Genomic DNA, 25845 nt, shown 5'->3' with positions numbered 1-25845 from the left:
TGAAGCAGGTGCATTCCCGGCGACAAGCAATCGCCGCCCCCTCCTCGGATCGACCGCTTGCGGCAGCCTGCCGATCTTCGGAGGATTTCATGTCTACCTATACCGCTGCAGAGCCTGCGGGCGCAGCAACCCATAATATCTCGCTCTACCGCGCGATCTGGCGCTGGCATTTTTTCGCCGGCCTTCTCGTCGCTCCCTTCATGCTCAACCTGGCGATCACCGGATCGCTGTATCTGTTCAAAGATCAGATTGCCGACACTTTCTATTCGCATCGCTACCTCGTGGCCGCGACGGGGACGATGCAGCCGCCGCAGCGGATCGTCGATGCCGCACTCGCAGCCTTTCCCGGCGCCCGCGCGACCTCCTATCACGAGCCGTCGGCGCCCAACCGCTCAGCCTGGGTAACCGTATCCAAGGACGGCAAATCGACCATCGTCTACGTCAATCCTTACGATCGCAGTATCCTGGGATCTGTCGACTCGAAGCAGGAATTCGGCTGGGTGGTCAAGCGCATCCACAGCCTCGAATATTTTGGGACATGGAGCAACCGCGCCGTCGAGATTGTCGCTGGCTTTGCTCTCGTCCTCGTGGTGACCGGCATCTATCTGTGGTGGCCGCGTCAGCAGAACGGCGGTGTGCTCACCGTTCGCGGCACCCCATCGCGGCGCGTTTTCTGGCGCGATCTGCATGCGGTGACGGGAGCATTTGCCGGCCTTCTCATTTTCTTTCTGGCCTTCAGCGGCATGCCGTGGTCCGGCTACTGGGGTGCCAACGTCAATGCCTGGCTGACCGCACATAATCTTGGAACGCCGGCAGCCGTCTGGGATGATGTCCCGAAATCGACCAAGGTCACACAGGATGTCGTCAGCCGCGCCGGCTGGGTGGTTGAGAATGCACCGGTTCCGCTATCCGATATTGCCGCGGCGCAATCGGCAAAGCCGATCGGTGTCAATAAGGCCGTCGACATCATGCATAGCTTGGGCATGGTCGCGGGCTCCGATCTTGCGATCCCGCCCGATGACACCGGCGTCTACACGGCAAGCCACTATTTCGGCGATCTCGGCAAGGAGAGAACCGTCCATATCGACCAATATTCAGGAAAGCCGCTGGTCGACGTTTCCTACGATCAGTATCCGGCGCTCGGCAAGGCGATCGAATGGGGAATCAATGTCCACCAGGGGCAGGAGTGGGGCCTCTTCAACCAGCTTCTGATGCTGGCCGCGTGCTTTGCCATCGTCCTTTGCTGCGCAACGGCCGCGATCATGTGGTGGAAGCGCCGGCCATCGGGCCGACTCGGCGTGCCGCCGATGCCGCCGCAAAGATCCGTCTATGTTGGCCTATGGCTCATCGCCGTCATTTTCGGCGCGGCCTTTCCGCTGACGGGAGCCGCCATCGTCGTAATGCTGCTCTTGGATCAGCTCGTGGTTCGCTTCGTGCCACCACTCCGGCGCTTCTTCTCCTGACGAGGCGAGACCCTTTCCCTGGATGGCCGGAAGACCATCCGAACCTGTAGTTTCACCGTAGCGCCGCGAACGTTTCGGAGGCCGCCCGCGATCGCGCCGGCGGCCTTGGCTTTCCAAAACTCTTTCTGGTGTTGGCGAAGCAGCAAGCAGCGAAAAACGGTTGCAGCGCCGAGACGTGAGGTGCCGAAGCCGGCTACCTATTCATATCCTCGATCACCCAGCGGAAAAATAGAATTACAAGCGCAGCAAATAGTAATAACTGTACAAACTTGGGTAGATCAAGCATATCATAGCTCTCTAAATTATCGCTGCCTCATGCAGACAGATTACGATATCTCCAAATATATTAATTATCTTCCATTTTGATGCGGCGACAATTATACTCAACACATCGTTAATTTAGTTAATACATACGATATTCATGCAGTTGAATTGACGCAGCATAAAGTATTCGCCACATCAAGATGACCGTGCTGCCATACTCGGAGCGAGCACGCTGGGCAATCCTATTGCAAACTCCATCGTGCGCATAGCGGCGCTTCAGTGCACCGGCGTGCGGCTTTTCTTGCGTCCGTTGAACAGATGAATGAACGTGATGCCTTGCTCCAGCAGGAGTTCGGCCGCCTTCAGATCATGCGGGCCGAGATCGGACGAACAGCCGCGCAGATTGCCTGCCAGGAACAGCGAGTTGGTGGCGGCAAGCACGTCGCCGTCCTCTTCGGCCTCCGCGGCGGTGGCTTGCAGTACATCCGCGACAGCCGCCATAAGGTCGGCACGCTCTTGCAAATTCATTTCATCAAGACTCTTCGTGATGCCATTCATGATGCCTCCTTGGCGCGCACGACCGTTCACGACGTCGGTCGAGATCGGCGCTGCTCGCAACTTGGAAATGATTTGAAATGCGGTTGGTAAGTAAAATATGGCAATGAAAACCGAAACCAACAAGACATGTCTTCCATGCTGGAAACGCATGGCATCGCAGTTGGTTCACCATACGCGATATGGCAACCTCGGTACGCGCGGGATCCGACCCGAAGTCCCGCCTATTCTCACGGAGCTACAGAGCCACGCTATTCTGTCATGATCCGGATGGAGTCTTCCCTGCGAGACGTAAGCCGGCTCTTCCAGAATCGAAAGTCCGAGGGCGAGCGATCGCCCCCGGACGCAAGACATTCCATTGCAAATGCTCAGCGCGGACGGCGTATCGCTCGCAATTTGCCACTTCCGCCGCCGCCGGCGTAAAAGCGATCCTTGCCATCGGATTCAAGGCCGGAGACGCCGGTGCCCTCAGGCATTTCCAGCCGCACAAGCACCTCTCCCGTCACCGGATCGACGCGGCGTACATCACTTTCGTCGCCCTCCCAGGTGCCGTGCCACAACTCGCCATCGACCCATGTGACGCCGGTGACGATACGGTTGGATTCGATGGTCCGCCTGACGGCACCGGTCTCGGGGTCGATCTCATAGATCTTGCGGCCGCGATGCTGCCCGACCCACAGGCTGCCGTCGCTCCAGGCAAGACCTGAATCGCCGCCGTTGCCCGGTGCAGGAATGGTGGAAAGTATCTTGCCGGTTCCCGGATCGACTTTATGGATCTGATCCTCGGCGATCTGATAGAGGTAACGGCCGTCAAAAGCGGTGCCAGCATGTGAAGCGACGTCGATCGTGCGCACCTGCGCGCCGCTCTCCGGATTGAGAGCATGCAGCTTTTCGCCGGAAGCGAACCAGACGTGCTCCCCGTCGAAGGTGACGCCGTTCACGCGCGGTGCGTTCTCGAAGGGACCGTATTCGCGAATGATTTCCGCTTGCGACTTTTTCATATTTCCATCCTCCGGTCGGGACCAGTTGAGTGTCGATGATACGAAAGCTTAGTCGCTCGGCAGCGGTCCGGGGAGTAACAATGCTGTCGGGAAGCCGACGACGGGCGGCATCATCCAGCGGCGTGCCCGGCCGTTGCCGACGCTTTGCACCATGCCTTCCGCTGCAAGTGCGTCAAGCGCGCGCTGCACCGTGCGCGCACTCGTTGCGAGCGCAATCGACAAAGCAGAGCTCGACCAGGATTCGCCATCCGCGAGCAGGGCAAGTACAGAGGCATTTTCGACCTCGACGGGCGGTGCCAGCACCACTATATCGCGCTTTGCACGCGGCGTCAGCGCAAAGCCGTGTGTCGTCGCGCCGATCTCGGCGAGCGGCTCTAACGCTGCGCGAAGCCTCCCGATCTCGACCCTGAGCCTTGCTCTATGAGAGTCGTCGGCGTGACGGGCGCGGAACGCACGGGAGAGCAGCTGCGCGCGCGACGCGTCGCCGGGAGACGCCTCGGCGAGCACACGCGCCAAGGCGAAGAGCACCGGCCGGCTCGCAAGCGATATGATGTCTCCGCCACTGCGCACGACGTTGCGGAAGGCATCTACGACCAGTGTCCCGGACGCCAGCAGGGCCTCGACCTCATCAAGCGACAGCAAGCTTTCGCCTCCCCGCGCGATCAGAAGCGCGGCCGGTACATCGAGAATGTGTGCCGCATCGCGCACCTCGATTGCAAGCGCCGGAATACCGGCCTTGCCGGCCGCCTCCGCCGCGCGCGTCAGGGCGGCGCGTGCCGGTTTGACGCGCAGGCGGCGAATGGCAATGCCGGCAACCGCCAGCTCATGGCTTGCCCTTGCAGCGGGCGGCAAGGCCGATGGGTCAAGTTTGGCCAACAGCCTTTCAGCCTCGTCCAGGCGGCCGACGAGCAGCAGGCGGCGTATCTGCAGATTGCGGGCGTGAGCAGCATTGATGCGGTCGCCATGTTTTTCGAGAACGGCCCGCGCCGTCTCGAGCGCCTTTTCCGGCCAGCCGAGGTCCCGCGAGACAAGCGCGATCTCCGCCTCGGCGACCGTACAGCGAGCACGGGCGACAGCCTCTCGCGAGCTAAAAGCGCGCGCGGCATTTCTCAACAGCATCTTGGCGCGGACAAGGTCCCCGAGCTGGGCCATGGCAATACCGCGAAGCGCCAGCGCCGGCCCATCGTCTCGGAGCGCCACGCGCTTCAGCGCCCCCAGGGCGTCGCCAGCGGCTAGTGCCTGGGCGGCTGCGACAATCAGCGAGTCCATCGAAATCCCGTCACACTTGTAACTCCCACCCCGTGGAGCTTCAGCCGTAAGTTATTGCACATCGGCAGGCAAGACGCAGCGCCGACAGGAACAGAGTCGCTGACAAGAGGAGATCAATCATGACGATGCATGTGACTGGAACACGCAAAGAATGGCTTTCGGCACGGCTTTCCCTGCTCGAGCAGGAAAAGGAGCTGACACGCCGCAGCGACGAGATCGCCGCCCGCCGTCAGGAACTGCCCTGGGTGAAAGTAGAAAAGGATTATCGCCTCGAGACCGATCAGGGTGTCGTTCCGCTCGCGGGGCTCTTCAAGGGGCGCTCGCAGCTTCTCGTCTATCATTTCATGTTCGGGCCGGATTACACCGCCGGCTGCCCATCCTGCTCATCGATCGCAGACGGCTTCAACGGCATCGCGGTGCATCTGGAAAATCACGATGTCGCCTTCTCGGCCATTTCCCGCGCACCGCTCGAAAAGCTGCAGGAATTCAAGCGGCGAATGGGCTGGACCTTCGACTGGGCCTCTTCGGAAAGCAGCGATTTCAACCATGATTTCAATGTCTGGTTCACGCCGGAGGAACAGCGCGGCGGCGGCATCGAATATAATTACCGTCGTGAGCCGCCGATGCCGAACGCTCAGGCGGGCAAGACGATACAGCAATGGGAGCTGCGCGGCAGCGAAGGCCCGGTTGAACTGATGGCGTCAATGACGGGGACGGACGTGGCGACCTATACGCGCGACCGGCCTGGCGTCAGCGCCTTCGCCATGCAGGATGGCGACATCTATCACACCTACTCGTCCTATGCCCGCGGGCTCGATGGTCTTTGGGGCATGTATCAATGGCTCGACCGCGCCCCGTTCGGCCGCAACGAGACCGGCGTTTGGTGGAAGCACCACGATCGGTACGGGGCAAACTGATGTCCGCCTCGTCCGAAATCAATAAAGGGGCCGGCGGGCATGCCGCCGCTCCTGCCCTGCCCGCCATCGCCAGCCGGTGGCTGGCATTGGCGGCAGCGCCGAGCTTTGCCTTCATGGCAATGCTGTCAGCCTATGGTGCGGGCGGGGATATGATCTGCTCGGCGCAAGACAGTTCGATGATCAGCGGGATGGTCCCGATGTATCTGCTCATGAGTCTTTTCCACTGCGGCCCTTGGCTGAGGATGCTTGCAAAGGAAGGACATGGCGCTCGTGTGCCGAGCTAAGGTTCGGCCACGCTAGGTGAGGTTCTTGAGATAGAGCGAAAGCAGCTGGGTCTGGGAGGAAATGCCGAGCTTGCGGTAGACATTACGGCGATGGACCTTCACCGTACCCGTCGAAATATTGAGCTTCAGGCCGATCGATTCCGATGAGTGCCCCTGCAAGACGAGTTCGACGATAGCAGTCTCACGGCTTGTCAGATTAAGGTCACGCCAGACGGTTTCGCCTGGCGGGACAGTCTCGGCCTCACCCTTCCTGCGCCGGCTCCTGTCGCCGGCGGCCAATTGCGCATCGAAGCGCGAGGCGAGGCCGGACCAGTAATGCCGCACCATGCTTGCGACGAGCGGCTCGACGCTCTTCAACATCATGAACTCCGCGGGAGGAAAAGCGCCGGTCTTCTCGCGCCGCATCAATGAGAGGACGATGGTGACGTCCTCGTCGGCATTGACGAAGAAGCCGATTTCCTCCGCAAGCCCGGTCTGCACATAATAGGTCCGGTAATACTCGCTGGAAAAGAAGCGGTCGGGCGCCAGCTCCCTCATCCTGAGCACGCCTTCGCGGCGTTCGCGCGCCGTGTGGTAGAATGGATCGAGCAGATAAGGGCCGGCCTGGTAGAGCGTGACGAAGACGATATGCTCCTCTCGATCGAAGGTACTGTAGAGATCGATCGGCCGTTCCTTGCCGCGATAGGCGAAAACGACGACGTAATCGAACCGCACCAGCGCCGCCATCATCTGACGGAACGTCTCTCCGAATTCGGAATCCGTCATCGCCGATCGGCCGATCGTGGCGTCGAAGGCAGCAAAAAGCCCTTCAAGGTCGGTGCTCATATGACGGGTTCCCTCTGCCGCCTCACGTAATCGAGCGCAGCCCCTATATACACCTTCCACGAAGCTATTAGCACGGAAATACCTCTTTCGGGGTATATACCTTCCAAGAAGCTCGGGCTTACTCTTTCCTTAACGACGGTGGCAATAAGGCAGATCAAAGACTGCCGACCAACCGCAGGGAACAGACGTGGCATCCGCTTCAACGAACGACATCGAATTCCGTTCGGTCACAAAGAGCTATGGCGCAGTGACCGCCGTAACGGACATCAATCTCAATGTGCCCAAGGGCGCATTTTTGGCGCTTCTCGGCCCTTCCGGCTGCGGCAAGACGACGTGCCTGCGCATGATCGGCGGCTTCGAACAGCCGAGCGAAGGCACCGTGCTGATCGACGGGCGTGAGATGAACGGCGTTCCGGCCTACCGGCGTCCGGTCAATATGGTGTTCCAGCACTATGCGCTGTTTCCGCATTTCAACGTCGCGCAGAATGTCGCCTATGGGTTGAAGCAGATGCGGCCCAGGATCGCTGCCGCCGAGATCGACCGCCGCGTTGCCGAAGCGCTCGAGATGGTCCGCCTCGACGGTTTCGCCAAACGGCGCATCCATGAAATGTCGGGCGGGCAACAGCAGCGCGTGGCACTTGCGCGCGCCATCGTCAACCGTCCCTCCGTGCTCCTGCTCGACGAGCCGCTTGCTGCCCTCGACAAGAAGCTGCGCTCGGCCATGCAGATCGAGCTTCAGACGCTGCAGCGCGAACTCGGCATCACCTTCGTTCTCGTCACCCACGACCAGGAGGAAGCGCTGTCGATGGCCGACATCGTCTGTGTCATGAGCGCCGGCCGCATCCGCCAGCTCGGCACACCTCAGGAGGTTTATGACCGCCCGGCCGATCTCTTTGTCGCCGATTTCGTCGGCAAGACGAACCGCATAGAGGCGACGATGGAAGCCGACGGTGAAACGCTTCGCCTTGCAGACGGCTCGGCACTTTCGGCCGGTAAGCGGCTGGCACCGGGAGCGGCGATCGCGGCCCTGCGTCCGGAGGCGATCCGTCTCAGCCGCGACATGGCGGCATCAGGCATGTCCTTCAAGGGTACGGTGACCCATCGCATCTTCCTGGGTTCGTCGGCCGAATACGCGGTCACCGTTCCAGGACTGGGCGATTTCCTGATCACGTCCGATCGCCGCAGCGTGAGCGAGAGCGATCTCGTAGGTCCGGGCGAACCGGTCTTCCTCGGCTTCGACCCCAAGGCCTTACATGTCTTTCCAGCATCGAATGCATAAACCAAAACAAGGGAACAGCATCATGAGCAAGGATTATAAGGACAATCTTCCGATTTCAGCCGAAGGCTTCATGGACGAATTCATGCGCCTGAAGCGCGGTTCCGTCAGCCGCCGTCACTTCCTCGGCGTCACCGGCCTCGGCCTTGCGACGGCGGTGCTGTCGCGCGTCCCGGGCGCGCTTTCGACACCGGCCTACGCCGCCGGCGAACTCGGCACGCAGATGTCGATCGCCACCTGGCCAAACTATCACGATCCGCAGACCTTCGAGAACTTCAAGGCGGCAACCGGCGTCGCCGTCGAGGTCAATGTCTTCGGCTCGAACGAGGAAATGCTCGCAAAGCTCCAGGCCGGCGCCTCCGGCTGGTCGCTCTTCGTGCCGACCAACTACACGATCTCGACCCATCACAAGCTCGGCCTCATCCAGGAACTCGACCTTTCCAAGATCCCGAACTTCAGCCAGGCGACCGAGAGCCCGCGCTTCACCAAGGAAGGGCAGATCGACGGCAAGACCTATGCCGTGCCGAAGAACTGGGGCACGACCGGCTTCTCGGTCAACACCAAGAAGATCAAGACGAAGCTTTCGAGCTGGAAGGATTTCTTCGAGATCGCGCAGACCGAGGCCGACGGCCGCGCCATGGTGCACGACTACCAGCTGACGACCATTGGCAGCGCACTGGTTTCCCTCGGCTATGATTTCAACTCGATCAAGCCCGAAGAACTCGCCAAGGCCGAGGAACTGCTGATCAAGGTCAAGCCGCATCTCTTCGCCATCAACTCCGACTATCAGCCGTCCATGCGTTCGACCGACGCCTGGCTGACGATGTGCTGGACGAATGACGGCGCGCAGCTCAACCGCGACATGCCGGAGCTTGCCTATGTGCTCGGCATGGACGGCGGCGAGATCTGGACTGACTATTATGCGATCCCCAAGGACGCCCCGAACAAGGCGGCCGGCTACGCGCTCCTCAACTATCTCATGGATCCGAAGAATGCGGTGAAGGAGCATATCGCCAACGGCGCGCCGACGACCGACAGCCGCGTCATCGCGCTGCTGCCGAAGGAGATCACGTCGAACAAGATCGTCTATCCGGACGAGGCAGCGCTGACACCCCTGGAATTCGGTGCAGCCGTCACGCTCACCGATCCGAGCCGTGCCGAACTGATGGCCCGCTTCAAGTCGGCCTGATTGCCTCGCTCAGCTCCGGTCCCTCCGTCGTGGCGGCAAGGGACCGGCCCCCATTCCGAATGACGGATAAAGAACCTTTCGATGCCCCTTAATCCCGCCACCAAACGGCGCCTCGTCACCGCTGCCCTTGTCGGCCCGGCAAGCATCTGGCTGTTCGTCTTCCTGGTGCTGCCCTTCATCGCCATCATCGTCTTTGCCTTCGGCGAGCGTGCTCCGGAGGGCGGCTATCAGGCAGCCTTCACCTTCGCGCAATTCGCCAATCTCGGCTCACGCTCGGCTGCCTTCATCAATACGCTGATCCTTGCGCCGATCGGCGCGGCTGCCTGCCTGCTCGTTGCCTATCCGGTCGCCTATTATCTCGCCGTCAAGGCCAGCCCGCAGCGCCGTCTGCTGCTCGTCTCGCTTGTCGTCGTACCCTTTTGGACCAGCCTGCTGGTGCGCACATACGCCTGGATGTATCTGCTCGGCGCGCGCGGCATTCCGCATCTGCTGGAATTCTTCGGCATCGAGAACGTCAGGCTCATCAACACGCCAGGCGCCGTGCTGCTCGGCATCGTTTATGGCTACCTGCCACTGATGATCATGCCGATCTATGTCAGCTTGGAAAAGCTCGACCGCCGCCTCCTTGAGGCTTCTGCCGATCTCGGCGCCAGGCCCTTCTCGACCTTCATTTCCATTACGCTGCCGCTGTCCTTGCCAGGGGTCATGACCGGCGTCGCCCTGGTGACGATCCTGCTGCTTGGGGAATATCTGATCCCGCAGCTGCTCGGCGGCGGCAAGGTCTTCTTCATCGGCAATGCGCTCGTCGATCTCTTCCTGCAGTCGCGCAACTGGCCGTTCGGATCGGCGATCGCGGTGACGCTCGTTGCCGTCGTCGTCATCGTGCTTCTGGTTGCCATGCGGATTGCATGGCGCGTTGCAGGCACCCGCCAGGTGGATCTCGTCTGATGCGCGCGCTCGTTACTTTCGTCTATCTGTTCCTTTATACGCCGATCGCGCTCGTCGTGCTGTTCTCCTTCAACGCAGGCCGCAATGCCAGCGAGTTCACCGGCTTTTCGACACAATGGTACGGACGGGCGCTGTCCAACACCTTCCTCATGGAAGCGCTGCAGAACAGCCTCATCATCGCCTTTACCAGCGCGGCACTTGCCGCAATCTTCGGCACGATGGCAGCAATTGGCCTGGAACGGCTCGGTCCTCGCACCCGCGCCATCTTTGACGGGCTGTTTGCAGCTGCGATCGTCGTGCCGGGGGTCGTCATTGGAATTGCGACGCTGGTGGCACTGGTCGAGGTCTTCGGCATCATAAATCCGCTGATCGCAGCCGTCTGGCCCGGCGACCAGCCGCCGAAATTCGCACTTGGCTACGGCTCGATCATTGCGGCGCACGGCCTCTTTACCATGGCTCTGGTGACGATGATCGTGAAGGCGCGCATTGCGAGCCTCGGCCGCGATATCGTCGAAGCGTCAAGCGATCTCTACGCCACGCCATGGACGACGTTCCGCCAGATCGTCCTGCCGCAGATCATGGCGTCGATCCTCGCCGGCTTTTTGCTCGCCTTCACCTTCTCCTTCGATGATTTCATCATCGCCTTCTTCGTCGCGGGATCGAATACGACGCTGCCTATCTATGTCTTCGCTTCCATCCGCCGCGGCGTCACGCCGGAGATCAATGCGATCGCGACGATGGTGCTGATTGCATCGCTCGTCCTCATTCTCATCGCGCGCTTCCTGATGCGCGAAAAGACAACGACAAACTGACCAGGGAAAAATCATGATACTCAAGGATCGGGTCGCAATCGTCACCGGAGCCGGCTCCGGCATCGGCCGCGCCGGCGCGCTCATCATGGCGCTCGAAGGCGCACATGTGATCGTCGCCGATATCGATTTGGAAAATGCGCGGGAAACCGTGCGTCAGATCGGCGAGGCTGGCGGCAGAGCCGAAAGCCTCATTGTCGACGTGCTGGACGACCAGGCGCTCAAGGCCGGCATCGCAGCAATCGCAGCGCAGCATGGCCGCATCGACATTCTGCACAATCATGCGGGCGCACAGGTCGCAGGCAATCTGGAAGAGGTCGCTGTCTCCGGTTTCGATGCATCCTGGAACTTGAACGTCCGCGCGCATTTCATGGCCACGCGCCTCGTCATGCCGATCATGAAGAAGGCCGGCAAAGGCGTCATTCTCAACACCTCTTCATCGTCGGGCGTGCTCTACGACCGCGAGATGATCGCATACACCACCTCCAAGCATGCCGTCATCGCCATGACCCGGCAGATGGCCGGCGACTACGCCCGCTTCGGCATCCGCGTCAACGCGCTCTGCCCCGGCTGGGTCGATACCCCATTCAACGCACCTTTCATTGCACAGATGGGCGGACGCAGCGCCATCGAAGCCTATATCGCCGAAAAGGTGCCACTCGGACGGTGGGCCGACGTCTCGGAAATCGCCGAGCCGATCCTCTTTCTCGTTTCCGACCGCTCTTCCTACATGACAGGACAGATCCTCGTCGTCGATGGCGGCGAGACGGTCGTCTAATTGCGAGATCGCTCGAGATCGAGGGTATCCGCGCGATCACAGTCGATATTCTTACGGCAGCGAGAGCTATTTCCGCTAAAAACGTTGCGGCGAGAAGGGCGCCAGATCGATCGTCGGCCTTTGTCCCGTCAGCAGGTCGGCAACCAGGCGCGCCGTGCCCGCCGACTGGGTCAGGCCGAGGTGACCGTGGCCGAAGGCATAGATCACATCCGGCGTGCCCCTGGCCCGGCCGATAGCGGGCAGGCTGTCCGGCAGCGACGGCCGGAAGCCCATCCACTGCACCCCGCCCTCCGGTTTGAGACCGGTCAAGAAAGTGCGGGCCTTCTGCAGCATGGCCTGGGAGCGGCGAAAATTCGCAGGCAACTCCAATCCGCCCAGCTCCACCGCACCGCCGACGCGGATGCCGGTGGAAAGTTTGCTGACGACGAAGCCATGACCACCGAAGGTTATCTGCGTGCGCAGATCGAAGGCGTCAGCCGGAAGCGTCGTATTATAACCGCGTTCCGTTTCAAGCGGGATGCGCTCGCCGAGCGTCTTCGCGATCCGATGCGAGAAGGCGCCGGCTGCCAGAACGACCTTGCCGGCCTGACGCAGCTTTCCATCCGCCGCCGCCACCTCGACACCCGCCGGGATCGCGCGGAGTGCGGAGATATCAGCCGTCTCGATGACGCCGCCGCGACCACGAAAATGCTCGGCCAGCGCCAGCGTATAAAGTTTGGGATCGGCGATGGAATACCAGCCGGGCGTGAAGGTGCCGCGTATGAAGCGCGACGCCAGTCCCGGCTGGATCGCTGCCATCTCCTCGGCTTTCAGGTGCTGAAATTCGATGCCGTGATCGCGGCGCGCGTCCCAGCCGGGCAGCGAAGCGCTGAATTCCGCCTCGCTTTCATAGACCTGGAGATTGCCCTCCTTACGCAGCATCGAGAGCGTATCGGTGGCAGCAAGGAAAGGCTCCAGTTCCGCCTTGGACAGATCCATGAGGCTTGTCTGGGCCGCGACGGCATGGGCGACGCGCGACGGCTGGCAGGCGCGCCAGAACCGGAACATCCAGGGCGCGATCTGCAGCGCATAGGCGGGCGGCACCGAGAGCGGCCCAAGCGGATCAAGGAGCCATTTCGGAGCCTTCTTCAGAATGCCGGGAGAGGCAAGCGGCAGGATATCCGTGAAAGCGAAAGCGCCGGCATTGCCGGCGGACGCACCCGCTGCCGGTCCCTCTCGATCGAGGACCACAACACGCAAGCCGCGCGATTGAGTTGCAATCGCAGCGGAAAGGCCGATTACTCCGGCCCCGATGACGATAACGTCCGGTCTTGCCATCAACGCACGCTCACAAGAAATTTCTGGGCGTCGGAACGCACCGGCTTGCCGCTCTCGACCATTATGCCCTGATGGGAATAGACGGCTGGACCCAAAACACTGGGAGCGAATGCCATTTCGTCAGTCACGCAAATCATGGTCATCTTCTCCCCGCCAGCGTCCTCATCCTGTCAAGGACCCTGCAGCCCGAGGACGATGCTTATCTACATGTCGATCCTCTGTATACGTTTTGTATTTACAATTTTCACCTTTATGATGCAAGCAAGCGAAACATGGGAGAATTCAGATGAGCGACGCAATCACGCTGACATCGGACGCACTGCAGGACCGCGTCGTGGCGATCCTTTCGAAGGCAGGTTTCAATGCGCAGCAGGGGGCCGCGATCGCGCGCGTCATCGTTGCCGGAGAGCGTGATGCCTGTAAATCCCATGGCATCTATCGCATCGAAGGCATATTGCGCGCCGTCAAGGCCGGCAAAGCACGGCCGGATGCGGTGCCGGTACTGGAGCAACAAGGCGATGGCTCTGCAATCGTGCGGGTGGACGCCAAGAGCGGCTTTTCCAATGCCGCCTTCGAACTCGGCGTACCCGTGCTTGCCGAGCGGGCTCGCCGCTTCGGCATTGCCGCGCTTGCGATCAACGACTGCACCCATTTCGCCGCCCTCTGGCCTGAGGTGGAGGCTCTGACGGATCGCGGTCTTGCCGCCTTCGCCATGTGCCCGAGCTATTCCACGGTGGCGCCGGCCGGCGGCACCGCGCCGCTGCTCGGGACGAACCCCCTGGCCTTCGGCTGGCCGCGCCTCGACGGCCCGCCTTATGTCTTCGACTTCGCGACTTCGGTGGCCGCCCGCGGCGAGATCGAACTGCATCGCCGCGCCGGCACCCCGCTGCCCGAGGGCTGGGCCATAGACGCCGATGGCCAGCCGACCACGGATCCGGAAGCAGCGCTCGCCGGTGCAATGCTGCCGTTCGGAGGCCACAAGGGATCGGCGATCGGCACGATGATCGAACTTCTGGCCGGCATCATGATCGGCGATTTCACCAGCCGAGAGGCGCTCGATCATCTCGGGACGACGGCATTTGCGCCTCGGCATGGCGAACTCATCGTCGCCTTCTCGCCGGAGGCTTTCGCAGCCGGCCGGCCCGGGAATCCGCTTGTGCGTGCCGAGGCGCTGTTCGAAGCGATCGCCGGTCAAGGCGCCCGCCTGCCTTCGCAGCGCCGCTTTGCCGCCCGTGCTCGCGCGGAAAAGGACGGCATCCAGCTGACATCAGAGGAAATCGGCCAGCTCGACCGCCTGCTGGAACTCGGTCTCGACGCCGTGGCCTGAATGGGGTCCGGTCAAGGCCGTGAACGATATAGCAAAGGAGGCCCTCACGGGCCTCCCGCATTCCAAACATGAACCATGACGGCGGCCTCAGAGCCTTTACGCAATTCCAGACGGGAAACCGCTGCGCACTTTCCCTGGAATTGCTCTAGGCCCTGTATTTTTCCACGGCGCCGGGAAGCTTGCTCCATTCGCCATACCATGTATTGAACAGCTTGAACTGTGCTTCGACATAACCGCGCTGGCTATCGTTCAAGGCGTCGCTTTCATTGAAGTGGAGCTCATATTCTGTGTCTCCCTTCAGGACCATCATGTGCTTGAAGAAGAGAACCAGGTCTGGGCCTTCGTCGAAGGACGAGAGCACGGCGAGCGCCTGCTCAAGTTCAAGCGCGCGCTGGCGCGCATCGGCGTCACCCGCCGCCGCAGCCTTCGCGAGATTGCAGAGATGGATGACTTCCTTGGGCAGAACGTTACCGATGCCGGTAATCGCGCCCGTCGCACCGCAATTGACGAAGCCGTGGAACACAGCCGTATCGACACCGATCATCAGCGATACGCCATCGTCGCGGCTGGTGATGTTTTCAGCGGCGTAGCGCATATCTGCCGGGCCGCCGAACTCCTTGAAGCCGACGAGATTGGCGTGTTCGGCGCGCAACGCGAAAAAAAGATCGGCCCGCGTTGCGAAACCATAATAGGGGCTGTTGTAGATGACCGCCGGAAGATCGGGCGCTGCCGTAAGGATCGCCTTGAAGTGTGCCTTTTGGGCTGAAATCACAGAGCCGCGCGACAGAACGCGCGGGATGACCATCAGACCCTTGGCGCCGACCTTCTGGGCATGCGCCGCATGGGCGACGGCCGATGCCGTATTGACGGCGCCGGTGCCGACGATGACGGGCACGCCCGCCTTGGCCAGCCGCTCGACACCTTCCATGCGCTGTGCATCGGTCAGCAGCGGCCAGTCGCCCATCGAACCGCAATAGACCACCGCCGACATGCCCTCGGCGATCAATTGCTTGCCCTTGCGCACGAGCGCATCGAAATCAGGACTGCGATCGGCCTTGCACGGGGTCATGAGCGCGGGGACTACGCCGGAGAAAATGCTTGCAGTCATCTGTCTATCCTCTTGGGCTTGGTATGGATCGGCAGCCAGTTCAGCCGCATCCGCGGCCGCTCCTTACCGTCCTTGCAGCATTGATACATCTTTGTATTTATCTTGTCGACAAGAAATATGCACACTGGAATCGGATGGTTATAGGTCTATTCGGCCTAAAATCTGAATCCGCTCTAGAATCAAGGAAGTAGAGCGCGATGTCGTCCGAAAGCCGTCTACACTTTTCGGCAGCACACTCTAAAGCCCGATATCAAGACGCTCCCCGCGCACCAGCAATTTCTGTATCTGGCCGACGATCTGTTCCGCGTGTTCGCGCGCCAGGCGCTCGGCAAGCTCCGTATCGCGCGCCTCGATGGCAGCGATGATTTCATCGTGTTCCTCGACGAAACGACGCGGCAGACGATCATTATAGGATTGGTAGTAGAGGCGAAGGATGCGCCGGCCCTCGTTCAAGAGCCGCGAAAAGAGACTGGTGAAATAAGGATTGCGTCCGGCTTCGGCGATGGCAAGATGCAGCGCCGCGTTTGTGGAAATCATCGCGAGCGCATCCTGCGCCTCGACGGCATCGGCAAATTCAGCCTGGAGCGCACGCACGCCCTCAAGATCCTCGGGACGGTGATATTTGGCCGCAAGCTGGGTGGTGACCCGATACATGAGCACGAGCGCATCGAAATAGCTGTGCATGTTGAGGAAGTCGATCTGCGAGACCATGGTCGAGCGGTTGGGCAGCGTATCGATCAGCCCCTCGCCTGCAAGCCGCACCAGCGCCTCGCGGATCGGCGTGCGCGACATGCCGAAACGTTCGGAAAGCTGTACCTCGTCGATGGGGCTGCCCGGCGGCAGTTCCAGGTCCAGAATCTCGTCCCGCAGGATATCATAGACCACCTTCACGCCAGAGCCGCGCTTGCGCTCGTTCCGGAGGTTCGATTCATTGTCCATGGCTAACTGACCCCTTCTTTCAGCGTGAGAAATAAAGGGGTAGGCCGGGTAAATCAACGGCGCTTCCAGGCCTTACCGGTCCATGGCGACGGAGACACAGCTCATAGCCGGCCTCAAGCGCGAAGCCGTCCGCGAACGATGGCGGCATGAAAGCGCGCCATGGATCAGGCTATCGTCGCTGAAATCATGGTTCGGATTATGCAGCCCTTCGAATACCTCACCGGCAGTGGCAAACGCCTCTCCGGCAAGCGCTGCCCCGACCTCGCGAAGACGGCCCAGAAGACGGTTCGCATCGACGGGAAATCTCAGACATATGTCGCTTCATCGAAATTGCGCTTTGCGACCGCTGCCGGAGACAGGCCGACGATCTCTTCGTACATGCCGGGGTCCGTCGCTCCCTCGGTGTTGACAAGGAAAATCCGGGAGCGTTCATCCATCGAAAGCGCCGTTCTTATCTCGGGGTCGGCAGCAGCCTTCAACAGCCCGGCCAAGCCGACGCCGCCGCTCTCGCCTGCGACGATCGCCGGATCACCGGCAGCGGGCCGCGCAAGCCGCCTCATCACCGAGATCGCCTCCTCCTCGCCGACAGTCATGAAGGCATCGGCCGCGCGGGACAAAATACGCCACGCGATGAGCGACGGCGCATAGCATTCCAGCATCGCCATCACGGTCGACTCTCCATGCGGTACGGTCACCGGATGGCCGGCCCGCGCCGTTTCAAACAGGCATGCCGCACGCGCGGGATCGACAACCGTGAAGATCGGCCGCCGTTCGCCAAGCGAAAGTGCCAGATGACCGGCAACCGCAGCGGCAACGCCGCCGACACCGCACTGGATGAAGACATGCGTCGGCGTTTCAGTCATCGCCTCAAGAGCCTCGCGCACGAGAGCCGTATAGCCCTGCATCACCAGGCCGGGGATGCGCTCGTATCCCGGCCACGAGGTATCCGACACGATGGTCCAGCCCTGCCGGTCCGCAACACGGGCGGCTTCCCGCACGGAATCGTCGTAGCTTCCGTCGACCCGGATCATCTCGGCGCCGAAGCGGGCGATGGCTGCAATGCGCTCCCCGCTGACGCCGGAATGGACAAAAATCGCCGCCCGCCCGCCGACAAGCTGCGCACCCTGCGCGACCGAGCGGCCATGATTGCCATCGGTGGCGCAGGCGAAGGTCATCCTTTCCGCGATCTCCCTGACCGCCTGCGAGCGCAGTTCGTCGATATCGACGGGACGGTTCAAGATCCTTGCGGCCTCCTCCAGCACAAGCTCGATGACGGCATAGGCACCGCCCAAAGCCTTGAAGCTGCCAAGTCCGAGACGCTGGCCCTCGTCCTTGATGTGTATGGCTGCAACGCCGATTTCCGCCGCCAGTTTCGGAAGGCTTAACAGCGGTGTGGCGGCATGACGATCGCGATATGTCAGATGCCGCTCCACCTTCGCCGCAGCGGTAGCGCCAAGCAGTTCGGCATGGCACGGTTCGAGTGGCCGTCGATAATCGGAACTGGTGTTGAGGATGAACATGGAAGCTCCCTTTGCGTATTGCCGGAAATATATTGCAAACGACACGAAAAAAGCGCTGATATTGGGCCATGTGTTTGCAAGTTTGTTTCACGGGAGTCGATCTTTGCCGCCTTCAGCACCCCAGCTAGACGCGTTCGACCGGAAGATCCTGGATATTCTTCAACGGGACAACACCACGCCGCAGAGGATGATCGGCGAGATGATCAACCTGTCGGCGCCGGCTGTGCAAAGACGCATCAAGCGCATGACGGAAGAAGGCGTCATCCGCGCGAACGTCGCCGTGATCGATCCGGCCGCCGTCGGCCAGGCGATCACCATCTTCGCCGAGGTCGAGGTGATCAGCGAGACGGCCGAGCAAATCGAGGAAGCAAAAAAAGCATTCCTTGCGGCACCCGAAATCCAGCAGTGCTATTATGTGACAGGAGAGGCGGATTTCGTTCTCGTCATCGTCGTACCCACGATGGCCGATTACGACGCACTGACGCGGCGCCTCTTCTTCGGCAACAACAACGTCAAACGCTTCCGAACCTTTGTCGCCATGGACAGGATCAAGGTCGGGCTGGGCATTCCGACCGGGCCAAACCAGTAAAGGGAAGCGCAGCCGACCGACTTAAAAAATGCGGCTGCGCCCCACGGCATATCGAGTCCGGCCTTCAGTTTGGCATCAGATGTTCAAAAAGGACATGCTGCGGCAAGCGTCGGATCATGATGAAGCCACATCATATCCTGTCCGGCCGGATGCCCACTTTACGGCAAGGACGCTGCCCGGCCCATGTACGGCGGCGAAGAACAGCCCCGCCAGGAAAGTGAAGTGATCGACGAAAAAGCCGAATTCGGCTTGGTTGCCGGCCCAATGCGCCGGACCATGGAACGAGAATGCGAGGAAGATGACATAGACGGCCGCCGCGAGCGCCGCCGGCACGAACAAGGCACCGGTCAAGAAAGCAATGGCAAGCAGCACTTCAAGAATAGCGGCGCACCAAGCCAGGAATAATGGGAACGGGAAGCCGGCGGCGGCGATATAGCCGGCGGTCGCACCCATATCCATGAACTTGAACGAGACGGCCATCACGAAGACGGCGGCGAAGATCAGGCGAGCGACGAGAATGGCGGCAGTCTGCCAAAGCGATTGAGCGTTTTCCATGATATTCCCTCCAGGTTGAAGTAGTTGATGCTCCAAGGACGGCCAAGAGAAGATGAAACCGACAAGAAGGATGGGAAATTATTTGCCGGTGCCGATCGCTTGCAGCATGACGCAAGCGGTGGAAAGCGCTTCCCAAGGTCAGCGGCTTGCGCCCCTCTGCCAACCAGGATCGAACCCTCGATAGGGGCCGACTTGCACAAGGACCTCGCGCTGACGCGCAGAAGGGGGGCCGGAACGGGCCTCGTGGCCCGATGCGCCGGCAATCCGCTGGACACATGATCGCCGCCGGAACCGGCGAAGATGGCCGACGGCCGGTTCCGCGCCATCGGCACAGAGTATGCTCCACTTAACGCGTGGAGGACGGACGGCCCCTGCAGATCAATCAGTCACAGGAAGCGCGCTTCGCCCGAGACGCGGACACTGCTTCCCGGTTGGTCCGGAATCTCGACGATAAGACGACATGGCTGCCCCATGTCTTCGCCTTGGATGATCTCGATGCGTCCATCATGCTCCCAACCGCGATCACGCAGATAGCCGCCGAACGCCGCAGCGGCCGCTCCGGTTGCGGGATCTTCAGCAACCCCTCCCGCGGCGAAGGCGTTGCGGGCATGAAAGCGCCTCGTCGTCTCAGCCTGTACGAGCGCGATTGTCGTAACGCCATGGGCGCGCATGAGATCGGCTCCCGCATCCAGGTCGTAGGCCATCGCGGAAAGACGATCCCGTTGTTTCAGGGCCAGAACCAGATGGCGCGCGCCTGCCTCGATGATCGCGGGCGGCAGACGCGGGTCGAGATCGTCGCATTTGAGTGCGAAAAGCTCCAGTGCCGCGTCGAGAAGATCGCCGGGGCATGCTGCGCTTCGCGTGAGTGGCGACTGAAGGGCGGCGCTCAACGGCTCCCCAGACCGTCCTTCCACCGAGATCGAGCCCCCGTTGAGCTGCAATGCAAAAATCCCGTCGCCTTTGCTCCGGGCGAGGACGGCGCCCAATGCAATGGTCGCATGCCCGCAAAACGGAATTTCCGTTGCCGGTGCGAAGTAGCGGACTCGCCAACCGTCTCGGCTTGGTCCGGCAAAAACCGTTTCAGAATAGCCGAGCTCGCGCGCTATTCGCTGCATGACGTCGGCCGGCGGCAGAACCTCACACAACATGACGCCGGCGGGGTTGCCGCCAATACCCTCGATCGAAAATGCAGCTACGTGTTCGATACTCATTGGTTTCCTTCAGCGATGATGTCCTAATCGGTCCTACGACCTACTTCCCGAAATGTTGTGCCCTCAAGGCATTGCATCGTAGGCGCCGCGCTTGAATGCCGGTCGCGCCCTCAGACGCTCGAAATAATCGACGACCGCCGGCAAAGCGGGACGCTCGATCGGAGTGCCAAGCCAGCGGTTCACCGAAAGGCCGATGACGATATCGGCAAGGCTGAAGTTACGGCCAGCCACGAACGGCCCATCCATCGCGATTTGTTTCTCCAGAATTTCCATCTTGCCATTCCAATCGGTCGTGCTCGCGGCAATGGTTACCGGATCGGCATGGGCGGCCTCCTTGCGAACAAGACCCAGAAACGCACCTCGCCAGGCGCCATTCAATTCCGTTGCCTGCCAATCGATCCATCGCTCGACCAATGCCCGCCTCCACGGATCCGACGGCAAGAGATCGTCACGATCGTACTTGGACGCCAAGTAACGACAGATGGTGTTGGATTCCCACAGCACGCCATCGTCGGTCTTGATGACGGGGACAAGCCCATTCGGATTGAGCGCCAGGAATTCAGACGTCTTTGTTGAAGCAAACCCTGCGCCCCAATCCTCCCGCGCATATGCAATGCCAAGCTCCTCGCAGGTCCAAAGAACCTTGCGAACATTGATGGAAGACACCCTACCGAGAATACGAACGACACTCATTGTTCATTCCACTCCAATCTGCCTGGACATTGGATAACCAAGAGCGCACCGAAGCGCACTGGCGAAACATGTCTCCGCGACAACAAAATCCTGTTTGCTGCTGCCGCGTTTTTCCTGCTGGAAACCGCGCTTCGCCGCGTGAAGACAGCGATTGAACGGCCGCCGCCCGCGCAGCGTTTTCGACGCGGATTCTTGACGATTACCAATTTGAGGAGTGAGGCGCCGCGTACCCAATACCTTTCGCGGCTCGGCGCAAACTATCCGTCCAATCATGAAAATCCCGTTACCAAAACTTGCTGCGAGCGGCGCTACCTCATATATGGTCGTCAACTCGGCTTGAGGGCGAGCGTGAGGGATGGATTTCTTTGCTGTTCCGTCAAAATCACTTCACAATCAATCCGTAATGGATTTGCACGCAGAGGAACGATTTCATGGAAGAACCCTGGACGACCGATCGCGGGCCGATCGTTGCAACCGAACTCGATGTCAGGAAGGCGGCTGCGATCAACACACTCTTGCTTCGCCCCATCGAGATCCTGCCTGCCAAAGCCGGCGATCCGATCCGTCCCTTTGCACTTGGTCTCTGGAATGAAATCCGCCCTCTCCTGAAACCCGATGTGCCTGTGATGTCGCTCCGCCGCGCCACCAGCGCGTTTCTCCATTCCAAGCGCTACTATTACGCCTGCGCGCAACCCGACTCCATGCGCCATGACCTTGCCGGCAATCCAGTCGAACCGCTTTCCGCCGCAGACAGACAGGCAGCGCAGCAGCGCCTGGCCGTACTGAAACAGGCGCAGACCAAGGCAACAGTTCAGCGGGAGGAGCCACCTCCGCCCCCGGCATTGAGCAAAGCGGAACTCATCCGAGCCTCCCTTCTTGGCAGACGCTCCGATCGCGCCGCCCGCTGAGACGCCTTTTCCGGCCTATCGACCGCGCAGCTTTATCACGCACGTTGAGCACGCCTCCGTGCGCATGCCTTGACGTGACTGCCCGCGCACTCTCGGCAGGTCCATTACTCGATTGCCGACGGTCGCATCGCCACTGTTATGGAGATGCCTGTGCGGATATTCTGCGGTACGGTTCCGGCATCTGGTGCGAAGACATTTCCGTCCAGCCCATTCACTATGCCGGCGACCCGAACTGCCGGAGCCGGCTTTTCGGGCGAATGGCACGCTGGATCTGGCTAAGAGGTCGATTGACGCGATGATGCAGGACAGGTTCCAGTTCATTTTCGATGCATGAAGCGCAGGTGCTCGGACCTGTTGGACAGAGGTCCGGTGCGCGTTTATTCATTTCGCTGTTGTCGGGAGTTTCTGATGTCAAATCCTGTCGTGAAGTCGTTTTGGGACAAGCCAACGGGAAGCTGGCAATATGTCTTCCATGATCCGGAAACGATGAAGGGCGCAATCGTCGATCCGGTCCTCGGATACGATCCGCTCGCAGGCGCGATCGACACGGTGCGCGCCGATGAAATCCTCGCCTATGTGAGGCTTGCGGGTATCGAGGTCGTCTGGATATTGGATACGCATCCCCATGCCGATCATTTTTCCGCCGCGCCTTACCTCAAGGAGCGGCTGGGCGCGCCGACGGCAATCGGCGAGCACGTGCCAAAGGTTCAGCGTCTTTGGAAAGGCATCTACAATCTGGGCGACGACTTCCGCACCGACGGGTCGCAATGGGACCGGCTGCTCAAGGACGGCGAAATCTTCCACCTCGGCAACCTTCCGGTCACCGTCTTCTTCTCGCCCGGCCACACCATGGCGTCTATCACCTACGTCGCTCGGGACGCCGCCTTCGTCCATGATACGCTGATGATGCCCGACAGCGGTTCCAGCCGAGCTGATTTTCCGGGAGGAAATTCACGCGAGCTGTATCGAAGCATCCGCCGAATCCTGGAGCTTCCTTCCAACACCCGGCTCTTCGTCGGCCACGACTATGCACCGAACGGGCGGGCGCCATTATGCGAAGCGACGGTCGAGAGCCACATTGCTTCAAACCGGCATTTCGCGGGATTGCCGATGGAAGACGACTTTGTGAAGGTGCGGGACGAACGCGACGCCACGCTGCCGCTGCCGAAACTCATGCTGGCCGCCCTGCAGGTGAATATCCGCGGCGGCCGCTTGCCGGAGCCGGAGAGCAACGGCCTGTCGTATCTGAAGATACCGATCGGCTATTTCGAATCTCGATCCTGCAATGGCTGATACCGCAGGAAGACCGAAACAGCGGCCCAACGACTGGGTTCGATCCTCTTTGGCCGGTTGATCGCCGCCGCGCGTCATACCCGTCCGCATCCGGTCCGCTGTTCCCCCGAATACCGGCATATGATCGGATTGATCAGGAATGCCAGAAACTTAGGGCAGTCGAGAAAAAGTTCGAAGCGGTTTTCCGTCCGGCGTCAGATGGCAGGCCTGGATCGTCATCATAACCTTGGAGGCGTGAGCGCCTTGTCCCGCCATTGGCCGAGCGGCTGTTCGAACGGCAGGTAAGCCCGCCGAGTGCAGGATGCCGGCGCAGGGGTCCGAAAGCCTGCGGATTGCCGCGATCAGAGCCAGTTCAACGAAAGGCAGATGTTGCAGGCAATCGCAAGCCACGCAACAATGATTGCTGCAAACAGGATGAACTCAACCCTCATGCTTCCTTGAGGTTCCTTGAAATCCACGCCGATGCCGGCTGTATTGGCGGAGCTTGCTTTTCTCACGGGCGAGCGCATCCAGGTCAGTATTCTTCCAAACACGCCAACCCTCTTGAAGCTTCTAGAGTCGAATGTCGCCCGAAATCCCCTGACACTTTCGGCATCGCGCTCTAGCAATGACCATGCGTGTCACTGACAAGTCCGTTCAAATGCGCATTTGAAAGCGCTGGAGATTCGGTCTTCAAGACTGAAAAAAGAGCCTCTTGAGCTGCCTTTATCAGGAACACGGCCTGCGGCGTATCGAGCTCGCTGGCGATTTGAGCGGCATATTGCATCATTTTTACAAGCGCCAAGATCTCGCACTGACGCTCATGTCCTTCAAAATCGATCACTCTTAAAGCCTCAACAAATGATTTCCTGAGGCGAGATTGGCATAATTCGAGAGATGACGTGCGTTGCAAAAGCGTTGCACACGCAACGACTGCATTAAAGAATCAATTACATACGGTAAAATTGTGGGAAGAGTCTGCGCCATAGCGGAGTTGCATTGAAGGACCAGTCCGCCATCTGTGCCGGCGATGGCGTCTCGGCAATTGCGCGCATCAGCCCGATGGCATCCCGGCGCTTCTGGTTGGTCCACGCAGTTGCGACGAGTGCCCTCACCTGCCCTATGTCCATATCGGCAGCTTCGGCAACACGCCTCCAGGTCCGATCCTTGAAAAATACACGCCGGGCTGCCTGGGAGAGCCGCAAAGCCTCTTCCTCACCGACAATACCTTGGCCAATCGCTGCCTCGATTGTCGCATCGACATTGACCAGCGGCACCGACAAAGCGGGGTAGCCCAGTTCCGCCGGGCCATGAAGGAGAGCGACGTCCGCATCCTCCACCCGGCGCCCGGAAGCATAGTCATCGAAGATCCGGCCAATGCCGATCATACCGTAAGCCTGGCACTCCACCGCGCGGAGCGCTCCCATGCTGGCTGCTCCAAACACAGAGACACCCTTGGACAGGGCGAAGAGCAGCTCCTTGTGCCAGACCGGCGCGACGAACTCGAAGTGACCGTCGACAAGGCCGATAGCAGTCGCACCATCCTCGACAGCTTTGACGACGTCGCCTTGGCATGCGGGCGGCCGTAGGATCATCGTATCGTCTGCGAAAGCTTTGGCATCGGGCAAACTCGGGCCTGCGAAGATCACTTTCACAGGAAACCCTTTGACAATGCGCGGCTGCCGAAACGAATTCGGCGATCCCCGTCCGGATGCTCGAGCTGCGGCGCGAAGACCTTTGCGACCGACGCCGGCAACCATTCGGGTGCCAGTTCGACTGCATAAAGCTGGTCGATACCGCCTCGCAACAGAGTCTCGACAAGCTGGTCGAGCGCATCTTGCGCGGACCCGGCTGACATCACCGGCAATTCGTTGATGTTCGTCGTGCATCGAGCCCGAAACGACTGCAGGTGTGCGGGATCGGCGCTGCGTGAGAACAGCTCGGGGACAAGATCATCCCTGGCACCGGCGATGAACGTCATCCGAGATTGCACGGCTTCGGAAATTGCCCGGGCCGCAGCCACGTTGGGCGAGAGGGACGCTCCGGCCCCCATGGTCAAGTCGACATATCTCAGCGAGTTGTCATCGCCTTTCGGCCGCAGCAACGCGACGACGGAGGCAACGGCCAGATCGCTCGTCACATCGAAAAGGGCGAGATCGAAGTCCGCCGAGAAAATCTTCTCCAGCATCTCGCGAATATCCTGATCTTCGATGCCGTACGGATCTATCCGGCGTGCATGTCGACACGCCGGGTCTTCAACATCCCAGAGGACACAGGCATCCCGCTCTATCCGTTCCAGCAACCCGTGCAAGACGGCCTCGTGCCAGGTATTGCCTGATGCCAATCCATCCGATGACACCCAAAATCGCGGGCTGACATGCGTCCGGTCAAGATGAATGGCCTCGAAAGGAACGAATATTGGGGCGCTCTTCGCCAGATCGCGGGCCTGACACCATCTGATTTGTTCAGTGGTTCCTACCGGTTGCGCGCCAATCGCCAGCAGATCGTCCAAGCAATCCGTCGCATGACCGCTTGCGGCAAGGTCATCCAGACTTGCCATCAACGCTGAACAATGGGGTTGGGTCGCGACCGATCGCTCAATCGCTTCCATTACCGCGGATGTCTTCGCGGAAATTTCGTCCAAACCCTTGCCCTGGGCTATAACGATCGCCTTGGAGTTCGGGGCGTAGGCGCACCAGACGGGAATGCCTATTCGGTCGAGCTCGGTCTGACGGCCAACGCGGGTTATGCCAAGCCGCCTCAGAGAAGGCGAAACCCTCGACAGGGTTTCGCCGGGGGAACAGGCTCTAAAGCTGTTGGACACCGAT

General features: G+C 60.5%; 26 protein-coding genes. 12 read left to right on the top strand and 14 right to left on the bottom strand.

All coding sequences use genetic code 11. The features are described 5' to 3' along the window. The first annotated feature begins 89 nt into the window (after nucleotides 1–89). Nucleotides 90–1463 carry a PepSY-associated TM helix domain-containing protein gene (locus Q4Q11_RS08560; protein WP_498569218.1) on the top strand — a complete coding sequence of 458 codons (1374 nt, stop codon included), beginning with the start codon at nucleotides 90–92 and terminating at the stop codon, nucleotides 1461–1463. A gap of 540 nt (nucleotides 1464–2003) precedes the next feature. On the opposite strand, the gene Q4Q11_RS08555 is transcribed toward Q4Q11_RS08560, so the two are convergent. From Q4Q11_RS08555 to Q4Q11_RS08545, 3 genes are all read right to left on the bottom strand, one after another. Then, on the bottom strand, nucleotides 2004–2285 hold the full coding sequence (locus tag Q4Q11_RS08555; protein ID WP_498569217.1) for a hypothetical protein: 282 nt from the start codon (nucleotides 2283–2285) through the stop codon (nucleotides 2004–2006). Between the two features lie 365 nt (nucleotides 2286–2650). Then, nucleotides 2651–3283 carry an NHL repeat-containing protein gene (locus Q4Q11_RS08550; protein WP_498569216.1) on the bottom strand — a complete coding sequence of 211 codons (633 nt, stop codon included), beginning with the start codon at nucleotides 3281–3283 and terminating at the stop codon, nucleotides 2651–2653. Between the two features lie 48 nt (nucleotides 3284–3331). After that, a complete protein-coding gene (locus tag Q4Q11_RS08545; RefSeq protein ID WP_498569215.1) occupies nucleotides 3332–4552 on the bottom strand; it encodes a helix-turn-helix domain-containing protein in 1221 nt (406 codons plus the stop codon). 119 nt (nucleotides 4553–4671) lie between these two features. Here Q4Q11_RS08545 and Q4Q11_RS08540 point away from each other — a divergent pair, with 119 nt between their 5' ends. Together Q4Q11_RS08540 and Q4Q11_RS08535 are read left to right on the top strand one after the other, a co-directional pair. Then, nucleotides 4672–5469 carry a DUF899 domain-containing protein gene (locus Q4Q11_RS08540; protein WP_498569214.1) on the top strand — a complete coding sequence of 266 codons (798 nt, stop codon included), beginning with the start codon at nucleotides 4672–4674 and terminating at the stop codon, nucleotides 5467–5469. Beyond that, the gene (locus Q4Q11_RS08535) at nucleotides 5469–5753 is read left to right on the top strand and encodes a hypothetical protein (protein ID WP_112509922.1); all 285 of its coding nucleotides are present in this window, start codon (nucleotides 5469–5471) and stop codon (nucleotides 5751–5753) included. Before Q4Q11_RS08540 ends, Q4Q11_RS08535 begins: the two co-directional genes overlap by 1 nt. 12 nt (nucleotides 5754–5765) lie before the next feature. On the opposite strand, the gene Q4Q11_RS08530 is transcribed toward Q4Q11_RS08535, so the two are convergent. After that, nucleotides 5766–6578: a helix-turn-helix transcriptional regulator gene (locus tag Q4Q11_RS08530; protein WP_498569213.1), complete on the bottom strand. Its 813-nt coding sequence runs from the start codon at nucleotides 6576–6578 to the stop codon at nucleotides 5766–5768. A 187-nt stretch (nucleotides 6579–6765) separates the two neighbouring features. On the opposite strand from Q4Q11_RS08530, the gene Q4Q11_RS08525 reads away from it, so the two are divergent. From Q4Q11_RS08525 to Q4Q11_RS08505, 5 genes are all read left to right on the top strand, one after another. Further along, on the top strand, nucleotides 6766–7857 hold the full coding sequence (locus Q4Q11_RS08525; RefSeq protein ID WP_498569212.1) for an ABC transporter ATP-binding protein: 1092 nt from the start codon (nucleotides 6766–6768) through the stop codon (nucleotides 7855–7857). A 22-nt stretch (nucleotides 7858–7879) separates the two neighbouring features. Continuing rightward, the gene (locus Q4Q11_RS08520) at nucleotides 7880–9043 is read left to right on the top strand and encodes an ABC transporter substrate-binding protein (protein ID WP_498569211.1); all 1164 of its coding nucleotides are present in this window, start codon (nucleotides 7880–7882) and stop codon (nucleotides 9041–9043) included. Nucleotides 9044–9124: 81 nt separating this feature from the next. Beyond that, on the top strand, nucleotides 9125–9991 hold the full coding sequence (locus Q4Q11_RS08515; protein WP_498569210.1) for an ABC transporter permease: 867 nt from the start codon (nucleotides 9125–9127) through the stop codon (nucleotides 9989–9991). Then, nucleotides 9991–10803: an ABC transporter permease gene (locus Q4Q11_RS08510; RefSeq protein WP_498569209.1), complete on the top strand. Its 813-nt coding sequence runs from the start codon at nucleotides 9991–9993 to the stop codon at nucleotides 10801–10803. The genes Q4Q11_RS08515 and Q4Q11_RS08510 overlap by 1 nt, the downstream gene beginning before the upstream one ends. 13 nt (nucleotides 10804–10816) lie before the next feature. Next, nucleotides 10817–11578: an SDR family NAD(P)-dependent oxidoreductase gene (locus Q4Q11_RS08505; RefSeq protein WP_498569208.1), complete on the top strand. Its 762-nt coding sequence runs from the start codon at nucleotides 10817–10819 to the stop codon at nucleotides 11576–11578. A 75-nt stretch (nucleotides 11579–11653) separates the two neighbouring features. Here the strand turns inward: Q4Q11_RS08505 and Q4Q11_RS08500 are convergent, their stop codons facing one another. Beyond that, the gene (locus Q4Q11_RS08500; RefSeq protein ID WP_498569207.1) at nucleotides 11654–12895 is read right to left on the bottom strand and encodes an NAD(P)/FAD-dependent oxidoreductase; all 1242 of its coding nucleotides are present in this window, start codon (nucleotides 12893–12895) and stop codon (nucleotides 11654–11656) included. A gap of 286 nt (nucleotides 12896–13181) precedes the next feature. On the opposite strand from Q4Q11_RS08500, the gene Q4Q11_RS08495 reads away from it, so the two are divergent. Continuing rightward, nucleotides 13182–14222: an Ldh family oxidoreductase gene (locus Q4Q11_RS08495; protein WP_498569206.1), complete on the top strand. Its 1041-nt coding sequence runs from the start codon at nucleotides 13182–13184 to the stop codon at nucleotides 14220–14222. Between the two features lie 145 nt (nucleotides 14223–14367). On the opposite strand, the gene Q4Q11_RS08490 is transcribed toward Q4Q11_RS08495, so the two are convergent. The 3 genes from Q4Q11_RS08490 to Q4Q11_RS08480 all read right to left on the bottom strand — a co-directional run bounded on the left by Q4Q11_RS08490 (nucleotide 14368) and on the right by Q4Q11_RS08480 (nucleotide 17789). After that, nucleotides 14368–15330 (bottom strand): dihydrodipicolinate synthase family protein, encoded by a 963-nt coding sequence (locus Q4Q11_RS08490; protein ID WP_112513029.1) that lies wholly within the window; start codon nucleotides 15328–15330, stop codon nucleotides 14368–14370. Nucleotides 15331–15567: 237 nt separating this feature from the next. Beyond that, on the bottom strand, nucleotides 15568–16269 hold the full coding sequence (locus tag Q4Q11_RS08485) for a GntR family transcriptional regulator (protein ID WP_112513030.1): 702 nt from the start codon (nucleotides 16267–16269) through the stop codon (nucleotides 15568–15570). Between the two features lie 305 nt (nucleotides 16270–16574). After that, on the bottom strand, nucleotides 16575–17789 hold the full coding sequence (locus Q4Q11_RS08480; RefSeq protein ID WP_498569205.1) for a diaminopropionate ammonia-lyase: 1215 nt from the start codon (nucleotides 17787–17789) through the stop codon (nucleotides 16575–16577). A 103-nt stretch (nucleotides 17790–17892) separates the two neighbouring features. On the opposite strand from Q4Q11_RS08480, the gene Q4Q11_RS08475 reads away from it, so the two are divergent. After that, nucleotides 17893–18378, top strand: a complete 486-nt coding sequence (locus tag Q4Q11_RS08475; RefSeq protein ID WP_498569204.1) for an Lrp/AsnC family transcriptional regulator — start codon at nucleotides 17893–17895, stop codon at nucleotides 18376–18378. Between the two features lie 114 nt (nucleotides 18379–18492). On the opposite strand, the gene Q4Q11_RS08470 is transcribed toward Q4Q11_RS08475, so the two are convergent. The 3 genes from Q4Q11_RS08470 to Q4Q11_RS08460 all read right to left on the bottom strand — a co-directional run bounded on the left by Q4Q11_RS08470 (nucleotide 18493) and on the right by Q4Q11_RS08460 (nucleotide 20837). Further along, nucleotides 18493–18933: a DoxX family protein gene (locus Q4Q11_RS08470; protein ID WP_498569203.1), complete on the bottom strand. Its 441-nt coding sequence runs from the start codon at nucleotides 18931–18933 to the stop codon at nucleotides 18493–18495. Between the two features lie 386 nt (nucleotides 18934–19319). Beyond that, nucleotides 19320–20144, bottom strand: coding sequence for a PhzF family phenazine biosynthesis protein (locus Q4Q11_RS08465; RefSeq protein ID WP_498569202.1), 825 nt, complete (start codon nucleotides 20142–20144; stop codon nucleotides 19320–19322). Between the two features lie 63 nt (nucleotides 20145–20207). Then, the gene (locus tag Q4Q11_RS08460; protein WP_498569201.1) at nucleotides 20208–20837 is read right to left on the bottom strand and encodes a glutathione S-transferase family protein; all 630 of its coding nucleotides are present in this window, start codon (nucleotides 20835–20837) and stop codon (nucleotides 20208–20210) included. A 431-nt stretch (nucleotides 20838–21268) separates the two neighbouring features. Here Q4Q11_RS08460 and Q4Q11_RS08455 point away from each other — a divergent pair, with 431 nt between their 5' ends. After that, nucleotides 21269–21745 (top strand): ProQ/FINO family protein, encoded by a 477-nt coding sequence (locus Q4Q11_RS08455; RefSeq protein ID WP_112513035.1) that lies wholly within the window; start codon nucleotides 21269–21271, stop codon nucleotides 21743–21745. A gap of 408 nt (nucleotides 21746–22153) precedes the next feature. Continuing rightward, nucleotides 22154–23038, top strand: coding sequence for an MBL fold metallo-hydrolase (locus Q4Q11_RS08450; RefSeq protein ID WP_498569200.1), 885 nt, complete (start codon nucleotides 22154–22156; stop codon nucleotides 23036–23038). Between the two features lie 601 nt (nucleotides 23039–23639). On the opposite strand, the gene Q4Q11_RS08445 is transcribed toward Q4Q11_RS08450, so the two are convergent. The 3 genes from Q4Q11_RS08445 to Q4Q11_RS08435 all read right to left on the bottom strand — a co-directional run bounded on the left by Q4Q11_RS08445 (nucleotide 23640) and on the right by Q4Q11_RS08435 (nucleotide 25841). Continuing rightward, nucleotides 23640–23861 (bottom strand): hypothetical protein, encoded by a 222-nt coding sequence (locus tag Q4Q11_RS08445; protein ID WP_113214343.1) that lies wholly within the window; start codon nucleotides 23859–23861, stop codon nucleotides 23640–23642. Between the two features lie 106 nt (nucleotides 23862–23967). Beyond that, nucleotides 23968–24672 carry a TfuA-like protein gene (locus Q4Q11_RS08440; RefSeq protein WP_498569199.1) on the bottom strand — a complete coding sequence of 235 codons (705 nt, stop codon included), beginning with the start codon at nucleotides 24670–24672 and terminating at the stop codon, nucleotides 23968–23970. Beyond that, nucleotides 24669–25841 (bottom strand): YcaO-like family protein, encoded by a 1173-nt coding sequence (locus Q4Q11_RS08435; RefSeq protein WP_498569198.1) that lies wholly within the window; start codon nucleotides 25839–25841, stop codon nucleotides 24669–24671. Before Q4Q11_RS08435 ends, Q4Q11_RS08440 begins: the two co-directional genes overlap by 4 nt. Nucleotides 25842–25845 lie beyond the last annotated feature (4 nt).

It is taken from the genome of Rhizobium sp. UFLA01-1127, assembly GCF_059803845.1.
The sequence above is the reverse complement of the archived record's forward strand: the minus strand, read 5'-3'. Positions and strand labels throughout refer to the sequence as shown.